This is a genomic window from Streptomyces sp. SDT5-1 (assembly GCF_052245995.1).
Classification (GTDB): Bacteria; Actinomycetota; Actinomycetes; order Streptomycetales; family Streptomycetaceae; genus Streptomyces.
In genome coordinates, this window is record NZ_CM125963.1 from 3,768,455 (window position 1) to 3,794,289 (window position 25,835).

Annotated in this window: 17 protein-coding genes; 4 read left to right on the forward strand and 13 right to left on the reverse strand. The window is 71.6% G+C overall.

From position 1 onward, the window contains the following. Positions 1–158: 158 nt before the first annotated feature. The 9 genes from ACTWJ8_RS17465 to ACTWJ8_RS17505 all read right to left on the reverse strand — a co-directional run bounded on the left by ACTWJ8_RS17465 (position 159) and on the right by ACTWJ8_RS17505 (position 12,733). Positions 159–1,130 (reverse strand): transglycosylase family protein, encoded by a 972-nt coding sequence (locus ACTWJ8_RS17465; protein WP_443264408.1) that lies wholly within the window; start codon positions 1,128–1,130, stop codon positions 159–161. 162 nt (positions 1,131–1,292) lie between these two features. Beyond that, positions 1,293–3,269 carry a recombinase family protein gene (locus ACTWJ8_RS17470; RefSeq protein ID WP_443264410.1) on the reverse strand — a complete coding sequence of 659 codons (1,977 nt, stop codon included), beginning with the start codon at positions 3,267–3,269 and terminating at the stop codon, positions 1,293–1,295. Positions 3,270–3,418: 149 nt separating this feature from the next. Beyond that, a complete protein-coding gene (locus tag ACTWJ8_RS17475; protein ID WP_443264412.1) occupies positions 3,419–4,669 on the reverse strand; it encodes a cytochrome P450 family protein in 1,251 nt (416 codons plus the stop codon). 16 nt (positions 4,670–4,685) lie between these two features. Then, positions 4,686–5,681 (reverse strand): nucleoside triphosphate pyrophosphohydrolase, encoded by a 996-nt coding sequence (locus tag ACTWJ8_RS17480; protein WP_443264919.1) that lies wholly within the window; start codon positions 5,679–5,681, stop codon positions 4,686–4,688. Positions 5,682–5,769: 88 nt separating this feature from the next. Further along, positions 5,770–6,441 (reverse strand): SurA N-terminal domain-containing protein, encoded by a 672-nt coding sequence (locus ACTWJ8_RS17485; RefSeq protein WP_356384346.1) that lies wholly within the window; start codon positions 6,439–6,441, stop codon positions 5,770–5,772. Between the two features lie 270 nt (positions 6,442–6,711). Beyond that, positions 6,712–7,437: a hypothetical protein gene (locus ACTWJ8_RS17490; protein ID WP_443264414.1), complete on the reverse strand. Its 726-nt coding sequence runs from the start codon at positions 7,435–7,437 to the stop codon at positions 6,712–6,714. Between the two features lie 244 nt (positions 7,438–7,681). Then, a complete protein-coding gene (locus tag ACTWJ8_RS17495) occupies positions 7,682–9,217 on the reverse strand; it encodes a protein kinase domain-containing protein (RefSeq protein WP_443264415.1) in 1,536 nt (511 codons plus the stop codon). Next, a complete protein-coding gene (locus ACTWJ8_RS17500; protein ID WP_443264417.1) occupies positions 9,214–9,798 on the reverse strand; it encodes a hypothetical protein in 585 nt (194 codons plus the stop codon). The genes ACTWJ8_RS17495 and ACTWJ8_RS17500 overlap by 4 nt, the downstream gene beginning before the upstream one ends. An 853-nt stretch (positions 9,799–10,651) precedes the next feature. Continuing rightward, a complete protein-coding gene (locus ACTWJ8_RS17505; RefSeq protein ID WP_443264419.1) occupies positions 10,652–12,733 on the reverse strand; it encodes an N-6 DNA methylase in 2,082 nt (693 codons plus the stop codon). Between the two features lie 231 nt (positions 12,734–12,964). Between ACTWJ8_RS17505 and ACTWJ8_RS17510 the strand changes: the two genes are divergently transcribed. After that, positions 12,965–13,810 carry a DUF4190 domain-containing protein gene (locus ACTWJ8_RS17510; RefSeq protein ID WP_443264421.1) on the forward strand — a complete coding sequence of 282 codons (846 nt, stop codon included), beginning with the start codon at positions 12,965–12,967 and terminating at the stop codon, positions 13,808–13,810. Positions 13,811–13,898: 88 nt separating this feature from the next. On the opposite strand, the gene ACTWJ8_RS17515 is transcribed toward ACTWJ8_RS17510, so the two are convergent. The 4 genes from ACTWJ8_RS17515 to ACTWJ8_RS17530 form a co-directional block, all read right to left on the reverse strand. Beyond that, a complete protein-coding gene (locus ACTWJ8_RS17515) occupies positions 13,899–14,645 on the reverse strand; it encodes a GNAT family N-acetyltransferase (protein ID WP_443264921.1) in 747 nt (248 codons plus the stop codon). 72 nt (positions 14,646–14,717) lie between these two features. Then, positions 14,718–18,251: a transcription-repair coupling factor gene (gene mfd / locus ACTWJ8_RS17520; protein WP_443264423.1), complete on the reverse strand. Its 3,534-nt coding sequence runs from the start codon at positions 18,249–18,251 to the stop codon at positions 14,718–14,720. Between the two features lie 203 nt (positions 18,252–18,454). Continuing rightward, positions 18,455–21,031, reverse strand: a complete 2,577-nt coding sequence (locus tag ACTWJ8_RS17525; RefSeq protein ID WP_443264424.1) for an ABC transporter permease — start codon at positions 21,029–21,031, stop codon at positions 18,455–18,457. Further along, positions 21,028–21,816: an ABC transporter ATP-binding protein gene (locus ACTWJ8_RS17530; protein ID WP_443264426.1), complete on the reverse strand. Its 789-nt coding sequence runs from the start codon at positions 21,814–21,816 to the stop codon at positions 21,028–21,030. The genes ACTWJ8_RS17525 and ACTWJ8_RS17530 overlap by 4 nt, the downstream gene beginning before the upstream one ends. Positions 21,817–22,110: 294 nt before the next feature. Between ACTWJ8_RS17530 and ACTWJ8_RS17535 the strand changes: the two genes are divergently transcribed. The 3 genes from ACTWJ8_RS17535 (at position 22,111) to ACTWJ8_RS17545 (ending at position 25,819) form a co-directional block, all read left to right on the forward strand. Next, positions 22,111–23,673: an MDR family MFS transporter gene (locus ACTWJ8_RS17535; RefSeq protein ID WP_356384322.1), complete on the forward strand. Its 1,563-nt coding sequence runs from the start codon at positions 22,111–22,113 to the stop codon at positions 23,671–23,673. 116 nt (positions 23,674–23,789) lie between these two features. Next, positions 23,790–24,182 (forward strand): DUF485 domain-containing protein, encoded by a 393-nt coding sequence (locus tag ACTWJ8_RS17540; RefSeq protein WP_356384319.1) that lies wholly within the window; start codon positions 23,790–23,792, stop codon positions 24,180–24,182. Next, a complete protein-coding gene (locus tag ACTWJ8_RS17545; RefSeq protein ID WP_356384316.1) occupies positions 24,179–25,819 on the forward strand; it encodes a sodium/solute symporter in 1,641 nt (546 codons plus the stop codon). The genes ACTWJ8_RS17540 and ACTWJ8_RS17545 overlap by 4 nt, the downstream gene beginning before the upstream one ends. Positions 25,820–25,835: the final 16 nt, after the last annotated feature.

Here is a 25,835-nt window from a genome sequence, read left to right on the forward strand (position 1 = left end):
GCAGGATTCGGCGTGACATCCGTCGGGGCCCGCTGAAGCGAGCGGTCACGACCGTAAGCAGTCGATCCGTCCGATTTCAAAGTTGATCAGGGGCTTTGAGACCCATGTCTCACTCGACCAACATCGGACAAAGCCCCCTCAACTACCCCCGAAAACCTTCACTGTTTGTCCGAACCGTCTCCAAGATCCAGGCTCTGACCAGGAAGGATGAGATCGGGGTCGGAGCCCACCGTCTCCTTGTTCCGCTCGTAGAGCGCGTCCCAGCCGCCGTGCACGTCCTCGGCCTTCGCGATGTCCCAGAGGTTGTCGCCGGCGCGGACCGTGTACGCGTCGCCGTCGCGCTTGCTCTCGCGCGAGGCGTGACGACCCTCACTCGCGCGGGAGTCCGCCTCGTCGTCGGACGCGCGGTCGCCGCGGTGCCGACCGGAGGAGGCGTCGGGGCTCTCCGTGGCAGAAGGCGCGTGGGACTTGTCACTTGAGGAGGCGGCGGACTCCGTCGGCTCCGGCGACTCCGGCTCCGACGACTCCGGCGAGGCGCTCTCCTTCTCCTTGTTACCGGAGGTATCGCCCGAGTCGTCGCTCGCGGTCTCGTCCGCGCTGTCACTGGGCGAAGGACTGGCCGACGCACCCTTGCCGGCATCCGCCTCGTCGCCGGCGCCGCTGTCGCCCTCGCTCCCCTCGTCGTCCCCGCTGTCGGCCGACTGCGAGGGAGACGGGGACGCGGTGACACCCGGATCGATGTCCGCCGAGTCGTCGTCCTTGGTGAGGTCCGCGGTGAGCGAGCACATCGGCCAGGCGCTCGGACCCTTGTCCTCGAGGACCTTCTCGGCCACGGCTATCTGCTGCGAACGGCTGGCCTGGTCGGCACGCGGGGCGTAGGCGAGCCCCCCGTACTCCTCCCATCTCTCCTGCGTGAACTGGAGACCGCCGTAGTAGCCGTTCCCGGCGTCCAGGCTCCACTGGCCGCCGCTCTCGCACTCCGCGAGCTTGTCCCACGCCTGCGTGGTCGCGGCGCTCGCGCCACTGGCGGCGAACAGCGGGATCGCGATGGCGCTGCCGGTGACTCCGGCGGCGACGACGAGAGCAGGGGCCTGACGGGGGCGACGGTGTCGACCGTTCCCGGAGAGCATGCGTTTGCCTTTCGCGAGACTGATGCTGCTACGCGCGACGGGTGGTGCAAGTGGTGCGGGTTGTGCATGTGTCGCGATGATCCGTGAACGTAGCGGCACTCGAACACCTGTCACAAGTCGATGCAGCGTAGATCACGTGAAAGTCACAGTCTTGACGGGGCGTCAGTTCGCGACCTTTCCGAAGTCCGCGAACTGCCCGACGAATCCGTACAGTTCGCTGCAATCCAGACGCACGCCGGTGACAACGCGAAGGGGAGGCGGAACGGGAGGCCTGTAGACCGGTTCGCCTCGCACGTCCGCGTGGAGCACCGCCATGACCGCAGGCCATGCGCCCTTCTTCCACCAGGACAGCTGGCGCTCCCTGATCGCGTTCGCCGGGCCCCAAGCGGCCGGGAGATCCTTCCAGCTCAGCCCGTGCCGCAGCCGGTGCAGCATTCCGTTGAACTGCCCGCGGATGTCGTACTTGCTGGTGAAGTGCCGCTTGGTGAAAAAGGGGCCGAGCGCCGCGAGCACGCTCCCCCATTCCTCGTCCGTGGGGTCGGGCGGCACCAACATGCCGGTCTCCTCGTGCCACTCGGTGACCGGGCACCTGACCCCCGCCTTGTAGAGAACTTCACGCGTCCCGCAGTGAACTTGGACGTCGAACGCCTCGAACAATGCACGCACCTGTTCAGGACTCAGGCCAGGCACGCAGGCCGCACCGGACCGGATGGCGTCGAGCAGGTCGTCACGCCGCGCGTCATCGGCCTCCCGGCCGGCGAGCCACTCCGCCGCCACCGCCCGTTGGCGACGCAGATCTTCGGCTTCCTCGCGCATGCGCTCGGCAGCGGCGTGCAGTACGGCCGGAGCGATCCCGGCCGCGACGTACGCCGGCGCCCCGCGCAGAAGCTCCTCGTGGCGCGCGACCGCCCGGTCGATCTCCCGCACCCGCCGTTCGTACCGCGAGGGGTCGCCGGGCGCCGCCGCGTGCCGCTGCCGAACCACGTCGGCCGCCAGGAGTTCGTGGCCGTCGAGCAGCCCGAACAACTCGCGCAGGGCCGCCGCTTCGATGGCGTCGGCCCGCAGATTGGGTTCGCGGCACAGCCCCGCCACGCGCCCTCGGCACCGGTACACACGGCGCTCCCCTTCGGTGGCTCCGACATACGTCTCACCGCAGTCCCCGTGGAGCCGGCCGGTGAGGGGGTAGGAGCGATTGCTGCGGCGGCCGTTCTGGAATCCCGTCCGGCGGAGCGCCTCCATCAATTGACGAGCCCGTTCCTGCGTCAGGATGGGCGGCACCCCGATCCTCACCGGGGCGCCGTGGAGCGGGTCTCCGTTCTCCCCGCGGCGCGTGACGTTTGCCACGCCCCCGCGGCTGGTCTTCCGGTACACCACGTATCCCTGATGGATGGTCTCTCCGCTCAGGCGGGAACGTAGGTTGGCCGCCTCCCAGGGCTTGCCGCTCCGGGTGACCATCCCTCTGGCGTTGAGCTCGACCGCGGCCTGGGCGCAGTTCATGCCCTGGTCGATCAACAGCCCGGCCGCGACGCCGATGACCGCCGACTCCCGTTCGTCCGTGACGAGTACGGACAGAGCCCTGCGTCCGTCGTCGGTGTCCACCGTGTCGGAGACGATCCGGTACCCGTAGGGCGCAGGCCCGCCGGGCCACCCTCCGTAGGAGATCGCCGACTCGCGGCCCGCGACGGTGCGTTGCCGGATTCGGCGCCACTCCATGTCCGAGTAGGCGACGTGGCGGCGGAACTCGGCCCACCCCACCTCGGTGCTCGTGTCGATCCCCTCGAGAACCGAGACGATGTGCACGCCCAGGTCCTCCATGGCCCAGGCCCACTGGTAGGCGGCCCGGGCCGTCCTGCCCACCCGGTCCACACTCGGGACGAGGACCCGGTCGATGCCGCCGGAGCGGGCAGCGCGCACCAACTGTTCGAGACCCGGCCGGATTTCCCCTGTCCCCGACGCGGCCTCGTCCACGTACTCACCGACGACTTCGGCGCCCGGCCGGCCCGCGAGCCAGCGCCCGCAGAGTGCACGCTGCTCCTCCAGCCCGGATCCTTCCAGCTGTCCCGGGGTGGAGACCCGGCAGTACGTGACCACCCTCAGTCGTCCCGGATCCGCCGACATCGGCAATGCCAGAATGGCCATGTTCAGTCCTCTCGCGACTGTTCCGAACCCGGGGTGGTAGGACACCGCCGGGATCCGACCGGCCCCGGAGTGCTCGCTCCGGGGCCGGTTCTCGCGATCACGCTACGTGACTGCCTCCGTACGTGTGGCGAGAACGAGAACTGTGGTTGTCACTGTGGGGTGAACGACACCGGCAGGCTTCTCAGTCCGCGCATGATCAGGCCCCCGCGCCAGCGCAACTCCGCGGGGTCCGCCGCGAGTTCCAGGCCGGGGAACCTGCTCAGGAGGGAGCCCAGAGCCACTCGGGCTTCCAGGCGTGCGAGCGGGGCTCCGAGGCAGTAGTGGATGCCGTGGCCATAGCCGAGGTGAGGGTTGGTGCGACGGCCCAGATCCAGCACGTCGGGGTGGTCGAAGCGGGCCGGGTCGCGGTTGGCCGCCGCCAGCACCACCAGCACGGGCTCCCCCTTCCCGATGGGCTGCCCGGCGATCTCCAGGGGCTGCGTCGCGAAGCGCCAGGTGGCGACCTCGACCGGCCCGTCGTAGCGCAGAAGTTCTTCAACGGCCGCGTCCAGGTACGACGTGTCCCCTTCGGCCGCCGCCCGCCGGAAGCTCGTCATCTGCTCCTGGTCCCTCAGCAGGGCGTACGTTCCGTTGCCGATGAGGTTGACCGTCGTTTCGAAGCCGGCCAGCAGCAGCACGAAGCACATCGCCGCCGCCTCGTTCTCCGTGAGGTGTTCGCCGTGGTCGGAGGCGCGGATGAGGCCGGAGATGAGGTCGTCGCCGGGGGATTCGCGTTTGCGGTGGATCAGGTCGGCCAGGTAGGCGCGGATGCGCTTCACCGCGCGGCCGACGCCGCCGCGGGGGCCGCCGCCGTGGCGGATCATCATGCCCGCCCAGTCGCGGAAGTCGTCCTGGTCCTCGCGGGGGACGCCGAGGAGGTCGCAGATGGCGTAGATGGGGAGCGGGAAGGCGAAGTCGTGGATGAGGTCGGCCTCGCCCTTCGCCGCGAACGCGTCGATGAGGTCGTCCGTCAACTGCTGGACCCGGGGTGCGAATTCGGCGACGCGGCGCGGGGTGAACGCCTTGGAGACCAGGCGGCGCAGGCGGGTGTGGTCCGGCGGGTCGATGTTGAGGAGGTGGGTCGTCAGCTCGGCCTTGCGTTCGCCCGGGATGCCCGTCTTGCCCTTGGCGTGGGAGGGCTCGTCGTGGTGCGCCGCGTTCTTGCTGAGGCGCTGGTCGGCGAGGGCCTGGCGGGCGTCCGCGTAGCGGGTGACCAGCCAGGCGTCGATGCCGCTCGGCAGCGTGGTGCGGTGCACGGGGGCGTGCTCGCGCAGCCAGGCGTAGGCGGGGTACGGGTCGCCGGCGAACTCCCACGAGAAGAGTTCGGGTGCGTCGGTGGGGGTGGGGCTCTCGGTCACCATCCGACGGTATCGGGGGTTACTCGGTGAGCCCCTCGGTGGTGCGCACCGCGTCCCGGTAGGCGCGGGCCGCGGCCCGCAGCGCGGCCTCGGGGTCGACGCCCTCGGCCTCGGCGCGCAGGGCGAGGGCGAGGAGCTCGTAGCCGATGCCCTCCCCGGTGGGGACCGGGACGTCGAGGCCCGCCGTGCGGACGCGGGAGCCGAGCTTGGCGGCGAGGGCGAGTCCCGGCTGGCCGACCGGGACGCCGTCCGTGACGGAGTCGCGGCGCTTGGACTCGCCCTTCTTGCGGAGCCAGATCTCGCGGACCTCTTCCGGGGTGGTGGCGCTCTCGTCCCCGAAGACGTGCGGGTGGCGGTGGATGAGCTTGTCGACGATGCCGCCCGCGACGTCGTCGACGGAGAACGGCTCGTCGGCGTCCTCCTCCGCGATGCGGGCGTGGAAGACGACCTGGAGGAGTACGTCGCCGAGCTCTTCGCGCAGCTCGTCCCTGTCGTCCGTCTCGATGGCCTCGACCAGCTCGTACGCCTCCTCGATGGCGTACTTGGCGAGGTCCTCGTGGGTGCGCAGCCTCGACCAGGGGCAGGCGCGGCGGATCCGGTCCATGACCTGGACGAGGTCGAGGAGGCGGGCGCCGGGCAGGTCGTACGAGCCGGGGAGCAGTTCGAGGTCGGGCATCCGCTCGCGGCCGGATCCGGCGAGCCGGGCGAGGCCGTCGGTGAGCCGCTGGTCGCCCTCGGCGGAGGCGAGGACGACGAGGGTGCGCCCGCCGTCGGCGCAGCGGTCGACGAGCTCGCGGGCGGTGGGTTCGGCGACGGTGACCTGGACGCCCGCTTCCTTCAGGTACGGCAGCTGGGGGTGTGCGGCGTCGGCACACAGCACCTCGTCGGCTCCGCGGAGCACCTGCCAGGCCTGCCACGACAGGAGGCCGGGGGCGACCCGGTGGCTGGTGGTGAGCAGGACGACGCGGCCGGCGGCTTCGCCCGCGGCGGCGGTGGCGGCGGTGTCGGCGGGGATGTGCTGGTCGTGCGCCTGGGGTTCGTTCACCCCTCGAACGTAACGCAGCCCACTGACATCCCGGCCGCCACGGGTCGTCCTGCCGGTCCTACGCGGTCTGCTGCTCGGCCGCGGGCTCCTTGGTGATCTGGCGCAGCCAGGGGGTCTTCGCGTCGACGCGGCTGTTCTTGGTGACGTCCCACGTGCCGTAGCGGGGGTTGAGGTCGACGTTCAGTTCCTTGGAGGCGCTGGAGAGCGCCTTCCAGAAGGCGGCCTTGCCCTGGGGTGTCTGCATGTCGGCGCCGAGCGCGGTGGCCAGCTTCTGGGCCTCGATCTCGGTGCGCAGGCTCTCGGTGAGCCGCTTCGGCGGGACGTTGTACTGCTGGAGCCAGGCGATCTCCAACGCCTTGGAGCCGCCCGCCTGTTGTTCGAGGCCGGACCGCATGCTCTGCATTTCCTTGCGGGTGACGGTGATGCCGGCGTCGGTGGCTGCGCGGTGCAGGACGCGGTCGAGGACCATCGTGTGCAGTGTGTTGCGGGTGAGGCCGCCGGTCTTGGCGATGGCCTGTTCGTACCGCGCGGTGTTCTTGGTGGCGGTCTGCTGGGCGTCCCGTACCTCGTTCACGCGGCTCTCCAGCTGGGAGACGGTGATGCGTTGGCCGCCGACGACGGCCGCGGCGCCGGGGTGCGCTTCGCTGCCGCAGGCGGTCAGGACGGGGACCGCGGCGATGGCGGCGGCGGACAGGACGAGCGCGGTGCGGCGGCTGTTGCGGCGGTGCAAGGTGGCCTCCCTGCGAAGAGTTTGTGCGTCGGTGCACAAAGTCCGGCGGTGATCGATGTTAGGCAGTGACCGCTTGCCCGGCCACCTTTTCGACAACGATTCGCCGGGACGTGAGGTAACCCGGGCCGTCCGGCCGCGGCCGCCGACGCGTCCCACGGGGCGCGGTCCATGGTGATCACGCAACCGTCGCGGGGTTGCCCCCGCCCGCGAGGGCGGCCGCGACGGCGGTGCCGGTGGCGGGTGGCCTTCGGGGCGGGGGCGGGGCGGGTGTCAGTTGCCGGCGGGCAGGGCGGCGGTGAGCTTCGCCGCGAGCTTCTTGGCGGTGGCGGCGCCGTTGTCGTGGCCATCGGTCGACATGACGGTGACGAGGGCGGTGCCCTTGCGGGCGGCGATGAGGGTGGTGCCGTTCTCCCACACCGGGTCGGTGAGGGTGATCGTGTACGCCTCGTCGCCGAGCCCGGCGGTGTCGGTGCCGGCCACCTTCACCTCGCTCTTGGTGTCGGTGTCCTTGTAGGTGGAGCACGCGGCGATCGTCTTCTTGAGGTGCTTCAGGGTGGTGGCCGCCGTGTCGCCGCGGAAGACGTCGATCTCCTGGGCGATGTCGGCGGTGGTCTTCGCGTTCACGTAGTCGTTCTGCGCGAAGGAGACGCCCTCGTCGCCGGTGATGGCGATCCAGCTGGTGCCGCCGAGCTTGGTGCAGTCGGGCTTGCTCAGGGCGGCCGGGTCGCTGCTCGGCTCCTGGTACGTGGTGCCGGTGTCGCGGGCGCCGCTCGCGTCGACCTTGTAGCCGGCGCCGAAGAAGGAGGCGGGGGCGAGGGCCTTCTTCAGGTCGGCGCCCTTGGCGAGGCCGGAGTCGGGGGCCTTGCCGCTCGTGGCCGCGGGCTTCGCGGCGCCCTTGTCACCGCCTCCGTCGCCGTCGGAGCCGGAGCAGGCGGTCAGGGTGAAGGGCAGGGTGGCCACGGCGAGCACGGCGGCGGCGCGGACAGCGGTACGCATCGAAATGTTCCTAGGGGACTGCAGGAATGGGACGTGCGTGGGGGGTGCCCCGTGTTCGCTGCCGGGCGGAGGGGGGTGCGTGGTCCCGGTGGGGCGGGAGACAGGCGCGCCGTGGGAAGCACACAGAAAGCGGATTGATTGTGCACGACCGATTCGGCGAAATCCCTGCTGAGCGGCCGTCTTGGCCAGACCTTGGCCATGGCTTGACCTGCGGGGGCGGCCGAGCGGGTCGCGGGCGGGGACGTCAGCCGTGCATCTGGCCCAGCCACTGCAATGTGCGCCGCACCTCCGCCGGGAACGGGTGGCCGGGTCCGTGCAGGCGTTCGGAGTCGTGCAGGAGCCGGTTGAGGGTGGCGTGGGCCGCTCCCCTGTCGCCGACGGCGAGCAGCAACTGGCCGATGCGGCGTCGCACTTCGAGGGCGAGCCGCTGGTCCGTCGTCGCGTACTGGTTCTCGTAGTACGGGAGGAGGGAGCGGTACTCGGCGAGTGCGGCGGCGGGTTCGCCGAGGGCTTCGAGGCACTGGGCGGCCTCGTAGCGGAACTGGAGGGACTGCGGGTCGGCGTGCCCGGCCTCGGCGGCGCGTTCGTCGGCGAGGCGGCGCAGTTCGGGCAGCGCGCGCCGGTACTGGCCGTCGTCCATGAGGGTGGCGGCGTACTGCTTGCGCAGGGTGCGGACGACGGGTGAGTGCTCGCCGTGCTGGGCGGCCGCGGCGGGCAGGATCGCGCCGAGGATGTCGACGGCCTGGGTGATGCGGCCCTGGCCGAGCAGCACCTTCACCTCGTCGACGGCGCGTGCCACGTCGGGGCGGTCGCCCTGGATGTCGGTGCCCGCAGGGTGCGGGGCGGGGGTGACGGCGCGGTCGGGCCAGGGGGCGTGCGGGCGCAGGAAGGGGCGGGTGGGGTCGAGCGGGCGTCCGGTGGGGATGCCGCGCGCGGGGAGCAGCGGGAGCAGTTCCTCGTACGTCTGCTGGGCGGAGGCCGGGCGGTCCTGCGGGTCCTTGGCGAGGAGGCGCAGCACGAGGTGTTCGAGGGACTGCGGGACCTCGGGGCGCAGTTGGCGTACGGGGACGGGGGCCTCGTAGAGGTGGCGGTGCAGGATGCCGAGGGCGGTGGTGCCGGCGAACGGCACGTCGCCGCTGAGCAGTTCGTGCAGGAGCACGCCGAGGGCGTACAGGTCGGTGTACGGGCCGACGGCGCCGCCCATCGCCTGCTCGGGTGCCATGTACGCGGGCGTGCCGATGGGTGAGCCGGTGTGGGTGAGGCGGGTGGTGTCGGTGTCCAGGACGGAGGCGACGCCGAGGTCGAGGACGGTGAGCGTGCCGTCCTTCTTGACCATGACGTTCCGCGGCTTGAGGTCGCGGTGCACGATCGGGACGGCGTGCACGGCGGAGAGCACGGCGCACAGTTGCGCGGCGATGGCGACGGCCCACTGCCACGGGAAGGGGGTGTGCTCGGCGAGGTGGTCGGCGAGGTCGGCGCCGTCGATGTACTGCATGACGAGGTAGAGCTCGTCGTGCTCCGCGCCCGCGTCGTGCACGGTGACCAGGCCGGGGTGGTCGACCTGGGCGGTGACCCGGCACTCGCGCAGGAAGCGGTGGCGCAGCTCGTCGGCCTCGGCGCCCGCGACGCGGTCGGGGCGGACGAGTTTCACGGCGACGCGGCGGTCGAGGCGCTGGTCGTACGCCGTCCAGACCTGGCCCATGCCGCCCTGGCCGATGAGCGTGGACAGTTCGTAGCGGCCGGCGACGACGCGGCCGCCGGCCTGGGGCTGCGTGATCACTGGCCGCCGTCCTGCTTGCGCAGATAGTCGCTCAACTCGTCGAGTTCGGCGCGGACCTGGTCGATGCGGTGCGGGGGCGCGGGCGGGGTCGGGTTCTGCTGCGGCGGCGTCGGCGCGGGTACGGGGTTCGTGCCCATCGTCTGGGCGGGCATGGTGTGGGGCTGCGGCGGCGGGACCTGCCAGGTCTGCTGGGGCTGGGGCTGCGGGTGGCCGTAGCCGGACGGCGGGGTGGGCCGCGCGTACGGGGGCGCGGGCGGGGTCGGGCGGCGGCGGATGTCGTAGATCAGGAAGTAGACCGCGCTGCCGATCGCGAGGAGGAGCAGCAGGGCGAGGGCGACGTCCGTGCGCGTGTCCTCCTCGGGGAGCGAGCCGATGATGCCGAAGAGGGTGACGCTGACCGGCAGCGAGACGATGGCCAGGATCCAGTCGAGCGGCTTCGAGCGCAGGACGGCGATACGGAACAGGGGCGCGCAGGAGAGCAGGCCGCACGTCAGTACGGACAGCGCAGGGAACAGCACCCGCAGGGTGATGGCCGCGCCGTCGCTCTCGCGTCGGGGCGGCGCCGCGCCGGGCCCGTACATGGCAGCTCCTGGTCACTCGTCCGGGTTGGGACACCGGCGAGGGGTTGCCGGTTCCTTCGAGCGTATAGGCGGACTACGGGGTGGGGGTCGGGGTTGTACGGAACGAATGTCGCTCCGCTCACACCGCGTCCAACCGGAACCTACCCGTCCGCCCTGGCTCCATCGGTCCTACGTCTCCGGCCTCCGCCCGTCCGCCGGCACCACCCACCGTTCCCTACGCCACGGGGCTCCGCCCCGGCCCCCGCGCCTCAATCGCCGGCGGGGCTCAATTCGCCCACCCGTCCGACCAGGCCCGTGCGCCGCAGGGCCCGTTGTCCCAGGGGCGTAGGCCCCACGGGGTTCCACAAACCGACCGTTGCGGCCGACCACACACGCCTCGGCAATCGGCAGCCGCCGCGGGCTCCGCGGGAAGGACTGCCCACCCGTCGCGGACGACCGCACCCCGCCTCCGGCAAGCGGCCGCCGGAACGACCTACCCGCCCGGCCGACGGTCGCCTCCTTGGGCACCATGCCGCGAGAACGGCTTCCCGCCCACCTGCGGGCGTCCGCGCCCGACTTGGGCGGTCTGCCTCCCCGGACTCCGTCCGAGGGACGCCCGGGGCGGCAAGGTGGGCAAGGCGGCCCCCGGTACGGGCCAGACCCCCACGCCCACGGGGGCCAAGCCCCCGGAGGGGGCGGTGGGTGGGAGATGAGCGGGCAACAGGGTCAGCCACAACACGGCGCCGCACACGCCGCACGGCGGGCAGCCGCACCGGGGCAGCCGGGAAGCACGGTGCCGCGTAACCGAGTTCAGCGGACGGGCGTGGTCCGTTCTGCGGGGCAGGCCGCACCGCGCCGCGGGAGGACGACCGGATCACGCCGGAGGCAGGGTTCCCGCGGACAACGCGTCGTGGAGGGACTGGATGAGGTGGTCGGAGAGGCGGGAGGCGTGGCGGAGGGTGGATTCGAAGGTGGCGAGGGATTTGAAGCGGGCGCCGTAGTCGGCCTGTTCGGCCAGCGGGAGGCGGGGCAGTTGGAGGCGGCGGACGTCGAGGCGCGTCGCGGTGGAGGCGTGGCTCGACGCCTGCCGGTTGTTCGCGGTCGACCGGAGGAACCCCGCGAGGAACCACGGATCGAGCGCCCCCGGTTCGGGCCGCAGCAGCGCGAGTCCACGCCCGAGCGCCGCCCCCGCGTCCGACTCGTCGACGACCCGGACCGCCGCCGCCCCGCCGACGACCGGCACGACCACGTCCCCGACCTCGAGGATCACCGGATCGTCGTCCACGGCGTGCGCCCCGGACGGCCCGGTGCCCTCCAGTACGTCGTGATCGGTGAGCACGGGTACGCGCGCGTGCCCACCCGCGGGCCCCCCGTGGACCGCCGACGTACGCAACGTCAGCGCCCCGGCCCGCGCGAGTTCACCGACGGTGGTCAGCGGCCAGCGCGCCGGTTCGGTGGCGGCGGGCACGGCACGCGGCACGAGCTTGACGGTGTGCCGCAACGTGTCGGCCAGTTCCTCGCGCACGGCCGCGAGTTCGACGACGTCACCCGCCGCGACGGGCGGCGGAAGGCGCCGCGCGGGCGCGAGGTCGACCTCGTCGTCGAGCAGTTCGATGACGGGCACGGACCGGGCGAGCCCCGGCTGTTCCGCCAGTGACCCGTCCCGGTCGAAGGCGCGCCAGGCGTCGAGCACGGCACGCCGTACGTCGTCCCACACCTGCTGCTCGCGTACGTCGCCGGGCTCGGCGAGCGCGGTGGTGTCGACGAGCAGCAGCTCAGGAGCGGCGGGCGCGCCCGCGCCGGGGCGGCGCAGCACCCACAGGTGCAGCGGGACGTTGTTGGGCGGTACGGCACCGGCGGGCAGCGCGACGACGGCGCGCAGGGCGCCGCGGCGCAGCAGGTCGGCGCGGATCCGCCGCCCTGAGCGGCGTGAGGCGACGGTGGGCGGCATCAGGAGCACGGCGCTGCCGCCGTCCTTGAGGCGGGCCAACGCGTGCTGCACCCAGGCGAGTTCGGACTCGGTACGGGCGGGCAGTCCGTACTCCCAGCGCGGGTCGTAGGCGAGTTCGTCGTGGCCCCAGCCGCGCTCGTTGAACGGCGGGTGGGCGAGCACGACGTCGGCCCGTACGTCGCCGAGCGCGTCGGCGCGCAGGGTGTCGGCGGCGGCGGTGCGCACGGCGGGGGCGTCCGCGCCGCCGTTGCCGTCGAGGGCGAGGCGGAGCGCGGTGAGCGCGGCGAGTTCGGCGGCGGAGTCCTGGCCGTAGAGGGTGCGTCCCGGCCGCGGGTCGTGGGCGCGTACGGCGTCGAGGAGGGCGCCGGTGCCGCAGGCCGGGTCGAGGGCGGTGGCGGCGGGTCCGGCGAGCGCGGCCATGAGTTCGGCGGGGCCCTGCGGGGTGAGCGTGTACTGGCGGGGGTTGGCGTCGAGGTGCCGGCCGAGGAGGAAGGCGAAGGTGCCGCGGGCGCCGAGTTCGGCGGCCAGTTCGGCGGCGCCGCGCAGCAGCGGCACGGACGGCAGCAGGTCGGCGGGGGAAGGGCGCTCGACGGCCCGTTCGGTGGCGTGGCCGAAGCGCGGGGTGAGGATGCCTTCGAGGGCGGCGGACAGCCGGTGGGCCAGGTCCTGGTCGTCGTCGGTGACGGCGAGGGCGAGCCATTCCGGGGGCCTGTCGTGCACGAGGAGCAGGGCGCAGCCGGTGTGCAGCAGGGCGGTGACCGGTCCCGCGGGGTGGCCCGCGAGCTGCTGCCACACGCGTTCGCGCAGCGGGACCTCGGCGAGCTTGCCCTGGTCGCGCAGCCACGCCTCGATCTCGGCGAGGGCGAAGGAGGGGCTGGTCTCGGTGCCGCCGACGGGCTTGGGGAAGTCCGGGTGTCTGCGGCGCCAGTTGCTGACGGCGGCGCGGCCCACCCCGGCGAGCCGCGCGATTCCGGCGGCGGTCACCTCTGTCGCGTTGTCCTGCACCGAGCCGACTCCTCCCCGGACGCCGGCCCCTTCCGCCGGGTCGTCCTGACGTGCCTGTGCGGCCGACCCTACCGACTCCGGCGTAAGAACCCCATTCACAGGCGTGAGCACATTCTGTTCTGTGAACGAGGTTGACTCGGTTCACAAGCAGTGCTGTTATTGCCTCAGCCAACCGCCGGATACACGGAAAGCCGGGGGGAGGTTGGCTTCTCTCATCTCGGAGGAACAGTCATGTCCCAGACCCAGCCGCCTCAGCAGTACCCCCAGTACCCGCCGTTCCAGCAGCAGCCGCCGCAGCAGGTCGTGCGGAACGGGCTGGGGACGGCCGCGCTGATCCTCGGCGTCATCGGCGCCGTCTCGGGTCTGATCCCGCTGCTGTTCTGGCTGGCCGGGATCCTCGGTGTGATCGCCCTGATCCTGGGTCTGACGGGGCGGGGCAGGGCGAAGCGCGGCGAGGCCACGAACAAGGGCGTGGCCCTGGCCGGCACGATCCTCGGGCTCGCGGCGATGGGCCTCGCGGTCTTCGGCGCGTACACGACGTTCAAGGCGGTGGACGACGCGGTCGACGAGATCAACAAGTCGGTGTCGGACACGAAGGCCAAGGACACGACGCCGTCCGGCGACGCCAAGGACAAGGACGGCAAGGGTGACAAGGCCGACAAGGGTGGGGACGAGCCGGCCTCCGGCGAGACGCTCGCCGCGGGCGACTCCGTGGTCTACGACGACGACCTGACGGTTTCCGTGTCCAACGCGGTGGCGTTCAGCCCGAGCGAGTTCGCTGCGGGCCACAAGAAGGGCAACCACGCGTACAAGGTGACGGTCACCGTCACGAACGACTCGAAGGAGAAGTTCGACGCGAGCCTGCTGACGGCCGACGCCCGCTCGGGCAAGGACGGCGTGAAGTCGGAGCAGATCTTCGACGAGCACGTCGGTGACGGCTTCAGCGGAACCGTCCTCCCGGGCAAGAAGGCCACGGTCGTCTACGGCTTCGACGCCCCTGCGGACGCGAAGAACCTGACGGTCGAGGTCACGCCGAGCTTCGACTACGACGGCTCGCAATGGGACCTGAAGCTGTAACCGGCTTCAGTAATGGGGGGAAACAAGGGGGCGGACGCGGCACGCGCACAACGCGCGTGCCGCGTCCGCGTGTTCACATACGGCGCCCTCACAGGGCGTGCCGCACCCACACATTCGGCTCGACGTACACGGCGTAGTCGTGCTCGGGCTCGCAGCGGACCGGCACCAGGGCGGCGGGCACGGTGACCGGGCCTTCCTTGTCGAACGGCAGCCCGGTCCACTCCCGCCACTGGTCCAGCGAACCCGCGACGACCATGGAGGCCGGGGCGACCCGCTCGACGACACCGCCGGCCCGCACGTGCACCCGCAGCCACGGATCGTGCGGCAGCCCGTCCGACTCCCGCGTCCGGAACGCGTACTCGCTCATCGGCGTCCCGGGTTCGAGGTGCTTGGCGCTCGGCCGCACCGGCGCGACGACCTCGCCGAAGCCGCGGGCCCGCGCGTTCTCCCGCATCGCCGCGAGCATCCGACCGGAGAGCCCGCGCCCCTGGCACGCGGGCGCGACGGCGATCTCGATGGCGCTCACGGTGTCGGGCTCGACCCCCGCGGCCCGGTCGGCGAACGCCCACTGGAGCACCTGGTCCCAGCCCCCGTCCGGCAGCGCACCGCGCCCCTCCCGGTGCAGCGCGAACGGCACGCTGTACGCCTTGGCGACCACGGCCCCCTCACGATCGGTCGCCACGAACGCGTACTCGGGCAACTCCTCCCAGATACGCCGCAGATACGTCGCGGCACACTGATCGTGCCCGATGAACGCGGGCCAGGTGTCCTCCATGCCCCACATGTCCACCGCGAGCTCGGGCCGCTCCGCCAACGTCCCGACCGTCAACTCCACACCACTCTCGGGCTCCATGCGCACATGGTGCAGCGCCCCGAAGCCCTCCGCAGCCGGTTTTTCCTCCGCCGCCTACGCCCCCAGGATCGACGTCAGGAACTCTCCGACCCAGGACAGCAGTTCGCGGCCGACCACCGGCTTGCCGCCCATTTTCTTCGGCTTGGGGCGAGGGACGAGGAGTTGGTTGGTGGCGGACTTGATGACCGTGCCGGGGTAGAGGCGCTTGAGGCGGAGTTCCTGGGACTCGCGGAGTTCCACCGGGGCGAAGCGGATGTTGTTGCCCTGGAGGACGATCTCGCCGACGCCGCAGGCGCGGGCCAGCATGCGGAGGCCGGCGACCAGGAGGAGGTTCTCCACCGGTTCCGGCAACTTGCCGTAGCGGTCGACGAGTTCCTCGCGGACCTGCTTGATGTCCTCCTCCGTGTTCGCGGAGGCGATGGCGCGGTAGGCCTGGAGGCGGAGGCGCTCGCCGGGGGCGTAGTCGTGCGGGACGTGGGCGTCGACCGGCAGCTCGATCTTGACCTCGAGCGGCGGCTCCTCCTCGACGCCGCCTTCGAGGGAGGCCCGGTAGTCGGCGACGGCCTCGCCCACCATCCGTACGTACAGGTCGAAGCCGACGCCCGCGATGTGTCCCGACTGTTCGCCGCCGAGGAGGTTGCCCGCGCCGCGGATCTCCAGGTCCTTCATCGCGACGTACATGCCCGCGCCCATCTCCGTGTGCTGGGCGATCGTCGCGAGCCGCTCGTGGGCGGTCTCCGTCAGGGGCTTCTCCGGCGGGTACAGGAAGTAGGCGTAACCGCGCTCGCGGCCACGGCCGACGCGGCCGCGCAGCTGGTGGAGCTGGGAGAGGCCGAAGTTGTCGCCGCGCTCGACGATCAGCGTGTTGGCGTTCGAGATGTCGATGCCGGACTCGACGATCGTCGTCGAGACGAGGACGTCGAACTTCTTCTCCCAGAAGTCCACGACGACCTGTTCCAGGGCCTGTTCGGACATCTGGCCGTGCGCCGTCGCGATCCGCGCCTCCGGCACGATCGCCCGCAGTCGCGCCGCCGCCTTGTCGATCGACTCGACCCGGTTGTGGATGTAGAAGACCTGGCCCTCGCGCAGGAGTTCGCGGCGGATGGCCGCGCCGATCTGCTTCTCCTCGTACGGGCCGACGAAGGTCAGGACCGGGTGGCGCTCCTCGGGCGGCGTCGTGATCGTCGACATCTCGCGGATGCCGGTGACCGCCATTTCGAGCGTACGGGGGATGGGGGTCGCGGACATGGTGAGGACGTCGACGTTCGCGCGGAGCTTCTTCAGCTGCTCCTTGTGCTCGACGCCGAACCGTTGCTCCTCGTCGACGATGACCAGGCCCAGGTCCTTGAACTTGGTCTCGGAGGAGAACAGGCGGTGCGTGCCGATGACGATGTCGACCGAACCGTCCCGCAGGCCTTCGAGCGTCGCCTTCGACTCCGTCTCCGTCTGGAAGCGCGACAGTGCCTTGACGCTGACCGGGAACTGCCCGTACCGCTCCGTGAACGTGCCGAAGTGCTGCTGGACGAGGAGCGTGGTGGGGACCAGTACCGCGACCTGCTTGCCGTCCTGGACCGCCTTGAACGCGGCGCGGACCGCGATCTCCGTCTTGCCGTAGCCGACGTCGCCGCAGATCAGCCGGTCCATCGGGACCGTCTTCTCCATGTCCTCCTTGACCTCGGCGATCGTCGTCAGCTGGTCGGGCGTCTCCGCGTACGGGAACGCGTCCTCCAGCTCCCGCTGCCACGGCGTGTCCGCGCCGAAGGCGTGCCCCGGGGCCGCCATGCGGGCCGAGTACAGCTTGATGAGGTCGGCCGCGATCTCCTTGACGGCCTTCTTGGCGCGCGCCTTCGTCTTCGTCCAGTCGGCGCCGCCGAGCCGGTGCAGGGTGGGCGCCTCGCCACCGACGTACTTGGTGATCTGCTCCAGCTGGTCGGTGGGGATGTAGAGGCGGTCGCCGGGCTGGCCGCGCTTGGCGGGCGCGTACTCGACGACGAGGTACTCGCGGGTCGCGCCCTGCACGGTGCGCTGCACCATCTCGATGTACCGGCCGACGCCGTGCTGCTCGTGCACGATGTAGTCGCCGGACTCGAGGGTGAGCGGGTCGATCGTCTTGCGGCGGCGCGCCGGCATCCGGGCGCCTTCCTTGCCCGCGGCCCGCTGACCGGTGAGGTCGGTCTCGGTGAGCACCGCGAGCTTCAGAACGGGGTCGACGAAGCCGTGTTCGAGGCTGCCGCAGGACACCTGGACGACGGAGGGCGCGAGCTCGGCGAGGTCCTTGTCGAGGCGGGCCGCGATGCCCTCGCCGCCGAGCACCTCGACCGTACGGGTCGCGGGTCCGTGGCCCTCGGTGACGTAGACCGCGCGCCAGCCGTCGGCGAGCCAGCCCTTGGTGTCGGCGAGGGCGCGGGCGGTGTCGCCGCGATACGTCTCCGGGGCGTGCATGCCGAGCTGCAGCGTGTCCGCGTCGGCGTCGGCCTCGTCCGCCGCGAACGGGGACACCGACCACCACATCATGCCCAGCTCACGGGCCCGGTCGCGGACGTCCGCGATCGACCACAGCGAGGCCGCGCCGACGTCGATGGGCGCCTTGCCGCCGGTCGCGGACGCCGCCCAGGACGCCTGGAGGAACTCCTGCGACGTCGCCACCAGGTCGGCGGCGCGGGTGCGCACCCGCTCGGGGTCGCAGACCATCGTCATGGCGCCGGCCGGCAGCACGTCGAGCAGCAGTTCCATGTCGTCGACGAGGACGGGCGCGAGGGACTCCATGCCCTCGACGGCGATGCCCTCGGCGATCTTGCCGAGCAGTTCGCCCAGCTCGGGGTGTTCCTCGGCGAGCTCGGCCGCCTTCGCCCGCACGTCGTCCGTGAGCAGCAGCTCGCGGCAGGGCGGCGCCCACAGGCCGTGCTCGGCGATCTCCAGGGAGCGCTGGTCGGCGACCTTGAAGTAGCGGATCTCCTCGATGTCGTCGCCCCAGAACTCGACGCGGAGCGGGTGCTCCTCCGTCGGCGGGAAGACGTCGAGGATGCCGCCGCGCACGGCGAACTCGCCGCGCTTCTCGACCAGCTCCACGCGCGCGTACGCCGCCGCGGCCAGCGCCTGGACCGTCTCCTCCAGGTCGGCGCTCTGCCCGGTGCGCAGCGCCACGGGCTCCAGGTCGCCGAGCCCCTTGACCTGCGGCTGGAGCACGGAACGCACGGGCGCGACGACGACGGACACCGGGCCCGTCTCCGGATCGTCCGTGGTGGGGTGCGCGAGCCGGCGCAGCACCGCGAGGCGGCGGCCGACCGTGTCCGAGCGGGGGCTGAGCCGCTCGTGCGGGAGCGTCTCCCACGACGGGTACTCGACGACGCCGTCCTCCGGCAGCAGCGAGCGCAGCGCCGCCGCCAGGTCCTCGGCCTCGCGCCCGGTCGCGGTCACGGCGAGCACGGGGCGCTTCGCCTCGCGGGCGAGCGCGGCGATGGCGAAGGGGCGGGACGCGGGCGGGCCCACCAGGTCGACGTGCATCCGGTTGCCGTCACCGGCGGCCTTCACCGCTTCTACGAGGGCCGTGTCCTTGACGACGGCGTCGAGCAGTCCGTGCAGGCTCATGGAGAAGTTCCGTCCCGGGTGAGTGGGCAACGCGAAGGGCCCGACACGTGGTACGGGCCGGGGGTTCCAGGTTACGTCTTCCTCCGGGGGCTCACCCGTTTGATCTGTTTCGCCCCGCCCGGGTGTGGCAGCCCCTGCGGCGTTGCGGTCGCGGGGCTCTGCCCCGGACCCCGCTGCTCAATCGCCGCAGGGGCTTGAATGGGCTACTCGGTGGCAATGGCGCCCAGGACGTTCATCCGGCCCGCCCGGAACGCGGGGATCAGCGCCGCGAAGAGGCCCACGAAGGCGGAGGCGACGAAGACCGCGGTGATCGTCGGCCAGGGGATGTCGAGGACGCCGAGGCCCTCCAGGGCCAGAAGCTTCTGGGCCGTCGCACCCCAGCCCATGCCGAGGCCGAGGCCCAGGAGGGCGCCGAAGACGGCGATGACCACGGACTCCAGGCGGATCATGCGGCGCAGCTGGCGGCGGGAGAGGCCGATGGCGCGCATCAGGCCGATCTCGCGGGTCCGCTCGACCACGGAGAGGGCCAGCGTGTTCACGACGCCGAGCACCGCCACGATGATCGCGAGCGCGAGGAGGCCGTAGATCATGTTGAGGAGCTGGCCGATCTGGTCCTTCAGCGTCTCCTTGTAGTCGGTCTGGTCCTTGACGTGGACCGTCGGGTCGGCGGCGACGGACTTCTTGAGCGCCTTGTACGCGGCGTCGGCCTTTCCTTCGGCCGCCTTGGCGAACATCATGCCGTTCAGCGGCATCCGGTCCTTCGGGACGTACTGGGCGGCCGTCGTCAGGTTCGTGTACATGGCGCCCTTGTCGAACGTCGTGTCGTCCGACGTGATCGCCGCGACCTTCAGCCGCGCGGTGCGTCCGTGGTCGAAGGCGACGGTCATGGTGTCGCCGACCTTCACACCGTGCTTGTCGGCGAAGCCGGAGCCGACCGACATCGCGTTCCTCCCGTACGCCGCCGACAGCTCGCCGGAGGTCGTCTCGCGGCGCAGGTCCTGGGCGTAGGTGGGGGTGGCGGCGACGAGTTCCTCGGACTTCTTCGCACCGTCGGGCGTCGTCAGGTCGGCCTTGACGTACTTGACCTCCGTGACGTGGGAGACGTACGGCGTCCGCTTGAGGTCCTTGGCGGCCTGCGGCTTGATGCCGCCCTGGCCCTCGACGATGAAGTCGGCGCCGACGGACTTGTCGAGTTCGCTGGTCGCCGAGGCCACCATCGAGGAGCCTACGACGGAGAGGCAGGCGACGAGCGCGAGGCCGATCATGAGAGCCGCGCCCGTGGCGCCGGTGCGGCGCGGGTTGCGCAGCGCGTTGCGCTCGGCCATGCGTCCCACCGGACCGAAGATCCGCAGCAGGACCGCGCTGATCACGCGGACCACGATCCCCGCGAGCAGCGGGCCGACGACCACGAAGCCGATGAGCGAGGCGACGATGCCGACGCCGAGCCACAGGGCGCCCTGGCTCGCCTTGTCGGCCTGCGCGGCCAGGTAGAGCGCGGCTCCGCCGCCGCCCGTGAGGAGGACGCCGATGACGCCGCGTACGAAACCGGCCTTGACGTCGGCGGGGGTGCCGGCGTCGCGCAGCGCGGCCATCGGTGAGACCTTGCCCGCGCGCCGGGCCGGCAGGTAGGCGGCGAGGACGGTGACGACGATGCCGAGGAGCAGGCCGATGGCCGGGGTCGTCCACTTGACGGTCAGGTCGTCCGTGGACAGCTCCATGCCCATGGACGACATGAGGTTCATGAGGCCGACGGCGAGGCCCATGCCCGCGCCGACGCCGAGCACGGAGCCGACGACGCCGAGCAGCAGCGCCTCGACGAGCACGGACCGGTTGACCTGCTTGCGGGAGGAGCCGATGGCGCGCATCAGGCCGATCTCGCGGGTGCGCTGGGCGACCAGCATCGAGAACGTGTTGATGATCAGGAAGATGCCGACGAGGAAGGCGATGCCGGCGAAGCCGAGGAGGGCGTACTTGATGACGTCCATGAAGGAGCCGACGTCGGCGGAGTTGGCGTCCGCGGCCTCCTTCTGGGTCTGGATCTTGTACGTGCCGTCGGTGCCGAGGGCGGCGGCGACGTCCTGCTTGAGCCGGGCGTCGCTGACGCCGCTGTCGGCGACGACGTTGAGCTGCGTGAACTGCCCGGGCTTGCCGACGAGTTCGCGCTGCGCGGTCGCGGTGTCGAACCAGACGACGGCCGCGCCGGGGTTGGTCACCTTGAAGGAGGCGATACCGGCGATCCGCGCTTTGATGTCGCCGGTGGCGGTGATGGTGCGCAGCTCGTCGCCCATCTCGAGGTGGTGCTTCTTCGCGGTGTCGGCGTCGACCATGATCTCGGTCGGGGCGCGCGGCGCGTGCCCGGAGGTGATCTCCATGGAACGCAGGTCGTTGTGCGTCCAGTTGCCCGCGAGGGAGGGGCCGCCGGTGGTGGGGCCCATGTTCTTGTTGTCGGCGTTCACCAGGGTCACGTTCGCCGAACTGACCGCGCCCTCGGCCGACTTGACGCCCTCGGCCTTCTTCACGGTGGCGAGCGCGGACGCGGGCAGCGCCTCGGGGAGGCCGGTGGCGCTGCCCTCGACCTCGGCGTCCTTCGGGCTGACGGTGACGTCGGCCGCGGTGGCGGTGAAGAGCTTGTCGAAGGTCTTGTCCATCGTGTCGGTGAACACGAGGGTGCCGCAGACGAAGGCGACGGACAGCAGCACGGCGACCGCGGAGAGCGCCATCCGGCCCTTGTGCGCGAAGAAGTTCCGCAGCGAGGTCTTCATGACCGTGTTGGCGCTCATGACGTGCGACCCCGGGCGTCGAAGTCCTTCATGCGGTCGAGGACGGCCTCGGCGGTCGGGCGGGTCATCTCGTCGACGATGCGGCCGTCCGCGAGGTACAGGACGCGGTCCGCGTACGACGCGGCGACCGGGTCGTGGGTGACCATCACGATGGTCTGGCCGAGCTCGTCGACGGAGCGGCGCAGGAAGCCGAGGACCTCGGCGCCGGCGCGCGAGTCGAGGTTTCCGGTGGGCTCGTCGCCGAAGATGATCGACGGCCGGGAGGCCAGCGCGCGGGCCACGGCGACGCGCTGCTGCTGGCCGCCGGAGAGCTGGGTGGGCCGGTGCTTGAGCCGTCCGGCGAGGCCGACGGTCTCGACGACCTGGTCGAGCCAGCCGCGGTCGGGCTTGCGGCCCGCTATGTCCATCGGGAGCGTGATGTTCTCCAGGGCGTTGAGCGTGGGCAGCAGGTTGAACGCCTGGAAGATGAAGCCGATCCGGTCCCTGCGCAGCTTCGTGAGCTTCTTGTCCTTGAGGCCGGTGATCTCGGTCTCGTCGAGGAAGATCTGCCCGGACGTGACCGTGTCGAGGCCGGCGAGGCAGTGCATCAGCGTCGACTTGCCCGAGCCCGAAGGGCCCATGATCGCCGTGAACTGTCCGCGGGCGATGTCCACGTCGACGTGGTCGAGCGCGACGACCCGGGTCTCCCCCGACCCGTACGCCTTCACCAGCTGCCGCGCGCGAGCGGCGACGGCCGAACTCTGTCCAGTGCCCCCGTGCCTGGGAATGGTTGCAGCCGTAGTCACGGTAAGTCTCCTAAGTCGGTCACGCGTGGGATGCGTGAATCAGCGCCTGTGCGGCTCAGTCTGGTGGAGCGGGGGGTCCCGGCGCGGTCCGGCAGGGCCCCGTCTTTTCCGGGGGAAAACCCCACCCCGAACGCTACGAACATCCCCGCGCCCCCTCGTCCTCCAGCGGGACGAACGGACCCTGCCCCCTTCTACGGAGGCCCCCTTAGGGGAGGTCCACCCCTCGGTGGACCTCTACTCAGGGTCGCCTCCACCTGTCTAAGCTCCTGACGTAGATACGTGCAGGGGGAACACATGCAGGGGACCACCGACCGCCGCCGCGGGGCGGTCGTCGCGGCGCTGATGCTGAGCATGGCGCTCGCCGCGCTCGACTCGACCATCGTCTCGACGGCGGTGCCGCAGATCGTCGGCGACCTCGGCGGCTTCTCCGTCTTCTCCTGGCTGTTCTCCGGCTATCTGCTCGCGGTCACCGTCACGCTGCCCGTGTACGGGAAGCTGTCGGACACGCTGGGCCGCAAGCCGGTGCTCATCGCGGGCAGCGTGCTGTTCCTGGTCGGCTCGCTGCTGTGCGCGTCCGCGTGGAACATGGCGGCCCTGATCGCCTTCCGGGTCGTCCAGGGTCTCGGCGGCGGCGCCATCCAGGGCACGGTGCAGACGCTGGCAGCGGACCTCTACCCGCTGAACGAACGCCCCAGGATCCAGGCGAAGTTGTCGACCGTGTGGGCCACCTCTTCGGTCCTCGGCCCCGCGCTCGGCGGGGTGCTCGCCTCGTACGCGGGCTGGCGCTGGATCTTCCTCATCAACCTGCCGATCGGCGCCGTCGCGCTGTTCCTCGTCGTACGTCATCTGCACGAGCCGCGCCGGGAGCGGGCCGCGCGGCCGCGGATCGACTGGGCGGGCGCGCTCGCGGTGTTCGCGGCGGGCGGTGTGCTGCTGACGTGGCTGGTGCAGGGCGGCGTCGCGTGGGCGTGGGACGCGACGCCCTCGATCGCCCTGCTGTGCGCGGGAGTCGCGCTCATCGGCGCCGTGTTCGTCATCGAGCGGCGGGCGGCCGAGCCGATCCTGCCGGGCTGGGTGTGGCGGCGGCGCACCATCGCGGCCGTCAATCTGGCGCTCGGGGCGATGGGCCTGCTGATGGTGGCGCCGACGACGTTCCTGCCGACGTACGCGCAGTCCGTCCTCGGCCTGTCCCCCACGGCCGCCGGGTTCGTGCTCTCCGTGATGACGCTGAGCTGGCCGGTGTCGGCGGCCCTGAGCCAGCACGTGTACCGCAGGATCGGCTTCCGTGACACGGCCGCGCTCGGCATGACGGGGGCGCTGCTCGTGCTCGCCGCGTTCCCGCTGCTGCTGCCGTACCCGGGCGCGGTGTGGCAGCCGACGCTGCTCAGCCTGCTGCTCGGCGCCTCCCTCGGCCTCTTCCAACTGCCGCTCATCGTCGGCGTGCAGTCGACGGTCGGCTGGGCGGAGCGCGGCACCGCCACCGCGTCCGTCCTCTTCTACCGGCAGATCGGGCAGACGGTCGGCGCCGCCGTCTTCGGCGCGGTCGCCAACGGCGTGATCTCTGCCCGCCTCGGCTCCGGCGCCGACCTCGACTCGGTGACCCGGGACACCGCGGCCGACGGGGTGCGGCGCGCGATCGACGCGGCCGTCGACTCGGTGTACGTCGGCGCGGCCTGCGCCGCCGCGGTCGCGCTGGCCGTCCTCCTGACGCTGGCCCCGCGCCGCTTCCCCGTCCTGGATGCGGAGCCGCCCGATCCCATAGCGGACACGGACGGGCAGGAGAAGTCATCCGCCGTACAAGTCCCCCACCAGCAACACTCACCCCACGTACAAGAAAAGTCGCCCGGCACGGACTGATCGTTCGCGCAAACGCTCCCCAACTCCTCTACCTACGAGTAACGTTCCGGCTCCCCACGCACTCCCTGCGGTCCGCCCAGTCCCCGGCGGACCCGAGCCGCGCAAGGAGAACAGGGATGTCGTATCCGTCGCAGCCGTACCCGTTCCACGCCTCCGGGCAGCCGTACCCGCACCCCCATCCCCGCTCGCACCGCCTGCCGCGCCACCCCGATGCGCCCAGCGGCGAACTCCGCCTGCTGCGGACCGCGTACCGCTGGCAGCGCCGCGTCGCCACCCTCACCGCACTCGGTTACTTCACGCTGTTCCTGCTGCTGTCCGCGTTCGCGCCAGGACTGATGAACCGCTCCGCCACCGGCGGACTGTCCACCGGACTCCTCATCGGCCTGTGCCAACTCCCCGTCACCTGCCTGGCGCTGCTGCTCTACGAGGTCACGGCGCGGCGCCGCGTCGATCCCCTCGTGCACCGCATCCGCAGGCAGCGCCGCGGGGACGGGGGCTACGCGCGATGACCCCGGGTCAGGACGTCCTCGCCGCCGCGTCCACCGACGCCATGTCCCTGGTCGCGTTCACCGCCGTCGCCACGATCACGCTGCTGCTGTGCATCATGACCGGGCCCGACCGCGACGGACTCGAGGAGTTCTACACAGGCTTCGGCCGCCTCGGCCCCGTCCGCAACGGCCTGGCCATCGCGGGCGACTACATCTCCGCGGCCACCGTCCTCGGCACCGGCGGCATCATCGCGCTGCTCGGCTACGACGGCGTGGTCCTCGCCCTGAGCACGGCGCTCTCCCTGATGCTGCTGATGTTCCTGCTGGCCGAACCGCTGCGCAACGCGGGCCGGTTCACCATGGGCGACACGCTCGCCCGCCGGATGCCGGGGCGCTCCGTGCGGATGGCGGCGTGCGCCGCGACCATCGCCGCGCTGATGCCCATCATGCTGGTCCAGCTCGCGGGCGCCGGCGATCTGCTGGCGTTCCTGCTCGGCTTCACCAGCGAGGGCTTCAAGACGGCCTGCGTGATCGCGCTCGGCGCGCTGATGATCAGCTACGCGGCGATCGGCGGCATGAAGGGCACTGCCGTCATCCAGATCTTCAAGATCGTGATGCTGCTCGGTTCGGGCGCGGTGATCGCCCTGCTCGTCCTGCACCGCTTCGGCTGGGACCCCGGCGCCCTGCTCACGACCGCCGCGCAGAAGAGCGGCGCGGGCAACGCCTATCTGACCTCGGGTCTCCAGTTCGCCCACAGCCCCACCCCACGCCTCGACATGATCACGTCGGAGCTGACGGTGGTCGTCGGCGGCGCCGCGCTGCCGCACGTCACGATGCGCATGTACACGGCCCGGCACGCGCGCGAGGTGCGCCGCTCGATGACCTGGGCGGTGTCCGCGGTCGGCCTCTTCGTGCTGATCATCTCCGTGGTCGCCATCGGAGCGACGGCGATGCTGGGCGCCGACACCATCGCGGCGGCGGACCGGCAGGGCAACACGGCGTATCTGCTCGGGGCGCGGGCGGTGTTCGGCGCGACGACGACCACGGGTGAGTCGCTGCTGTTCACGAGCGTCACCACGGCGCTGTTCCTGACGCTCCTCGCCTCCGTCGCCGGCATGATCCTGGCCTGCGCCAACTCGCTCGCGCACGACGTGCTCGCGTACTCCAGGCGGGAGTTGACGGACCGCAAGGAGCTGTCGATCGCCCGCTGGTCCGCGCTCGGCGTCGGCGCCTTCGCGATCGCCCTGGCCTGCGTCTTCCAGCACCGCAATCTGCAACCGCTGGTCACGCTCTCGTTCTGCCTCGGCGCGTCCGCCATCGCGCCCGCGCTCGTCTACAGCCTCTTCTGGCGCCGCTACACGCGTGCGGGCCTGCTGTGGACGCTGCTCGGCGGCACGGCGGCCTGCGTCGTCCTGATGACCGGCACCAACCTGGTGTCGGGGTCGCCCACCTCGGCGTTCCCCGGCATGGACTTCAACTGGTTCCCGTTCACGACGACGGGCGTCGCGTCCATCCCGCTGGGCTTCCTGTTCGGCTGGCTCGGCACGGTCCTCACCGACCGCCGCAGGGCCGCGGCGCAGCGACAGCAGTACGAGGCGGTGGAGGCGTGGATCCTCGCGGGCGCGCCCGCGGCGCCGGGCGGGGAGCCGCGGCGCTGAGCCCTTCCCCGTACGG

Bases quoted from the DNA above. Each gene is read 5' to 3' on its own strand.
- ACTWJ8_RS17465 (WP_443264408.1), bottom strand. From the start codon at position 1,130: ATGCTCTCCGGGAACGGTCGACACCGTCGCCCCCGTCAGGCCCCTGCT.
- ACTWJ8_RS17470 (WP_443264410.1), bottom strand. From the start codon at position 3,269: ATGGCCATTCTGGCATTGCCGATGTCGGCGGATCCGGGACGACTGAGG.
- ACTWJ8_RS17475 (WP_443264412.1), bottom strand. From the start codon at position 4,669: ATGGTGACCGAGAGCCCCACCCCCACCGACGCACCCGAACTCTTCTCG.
- ACTWJ8_RS17490 (WP_443264414.1), bottom strand. From the start codon at position 7,437: ATGCGTACCGCTGTCCGCGCCGCCGCCGTGCTCGCCGTGGCCACCCTG.
- ACTWJ8_RS17500 (WP_443264417.1), bottom strand. From the start codon at position 9,798: ATGTACGGGCCCGGCGCGGCGCCGCCCCGACGCGAGAGCGACGGCGCG.
- ACTWJ8_RS17510 (WP_443264421.1), top strand. From the start codon at position 12,965: ATGTCCCAGACCCAGCCGCCTCAGCAGTACCCCCAGTACCCGCCGTTC.
- mfd (WP_443264423.1), bottom strand. From the start codon at position 18,251: ATGAGCCTGCACGGACTGCTCGACGCCGTCGTCAAGGACACGGCCCTC.
- ACTWJ8_RS17525 (WP_443264424.1), bottom strand. From the start codon at position 21,031: ATGAGCGCCAACACGGTCATGAAGACCTCGCTGCGGAACTTCTTCGCG.
- ACTWJ8_RS17535 (WP_356384322.1), top strand. From the start codon at position 22,111: ATGCAGGGGACCACCGACCGCCGCCGCGGGGCGGTCGTCGCGGCGCTG.
- ACTWJ8_RS17540 (WP_356384319.1), top strand. From the start codon at position 23,790: ATGTCGTATCCGTCGCAGCCGTACCCGTTCCACGCCTCCGGGCAGCCG.
- ACTWJ8_RS17545 (WP_356384316.1), top strand. From the start codon at position 24,179: ATGACCCCGGGTCAGGACGTCCTCGCCGCCGCGTCCACCGACGCCATG.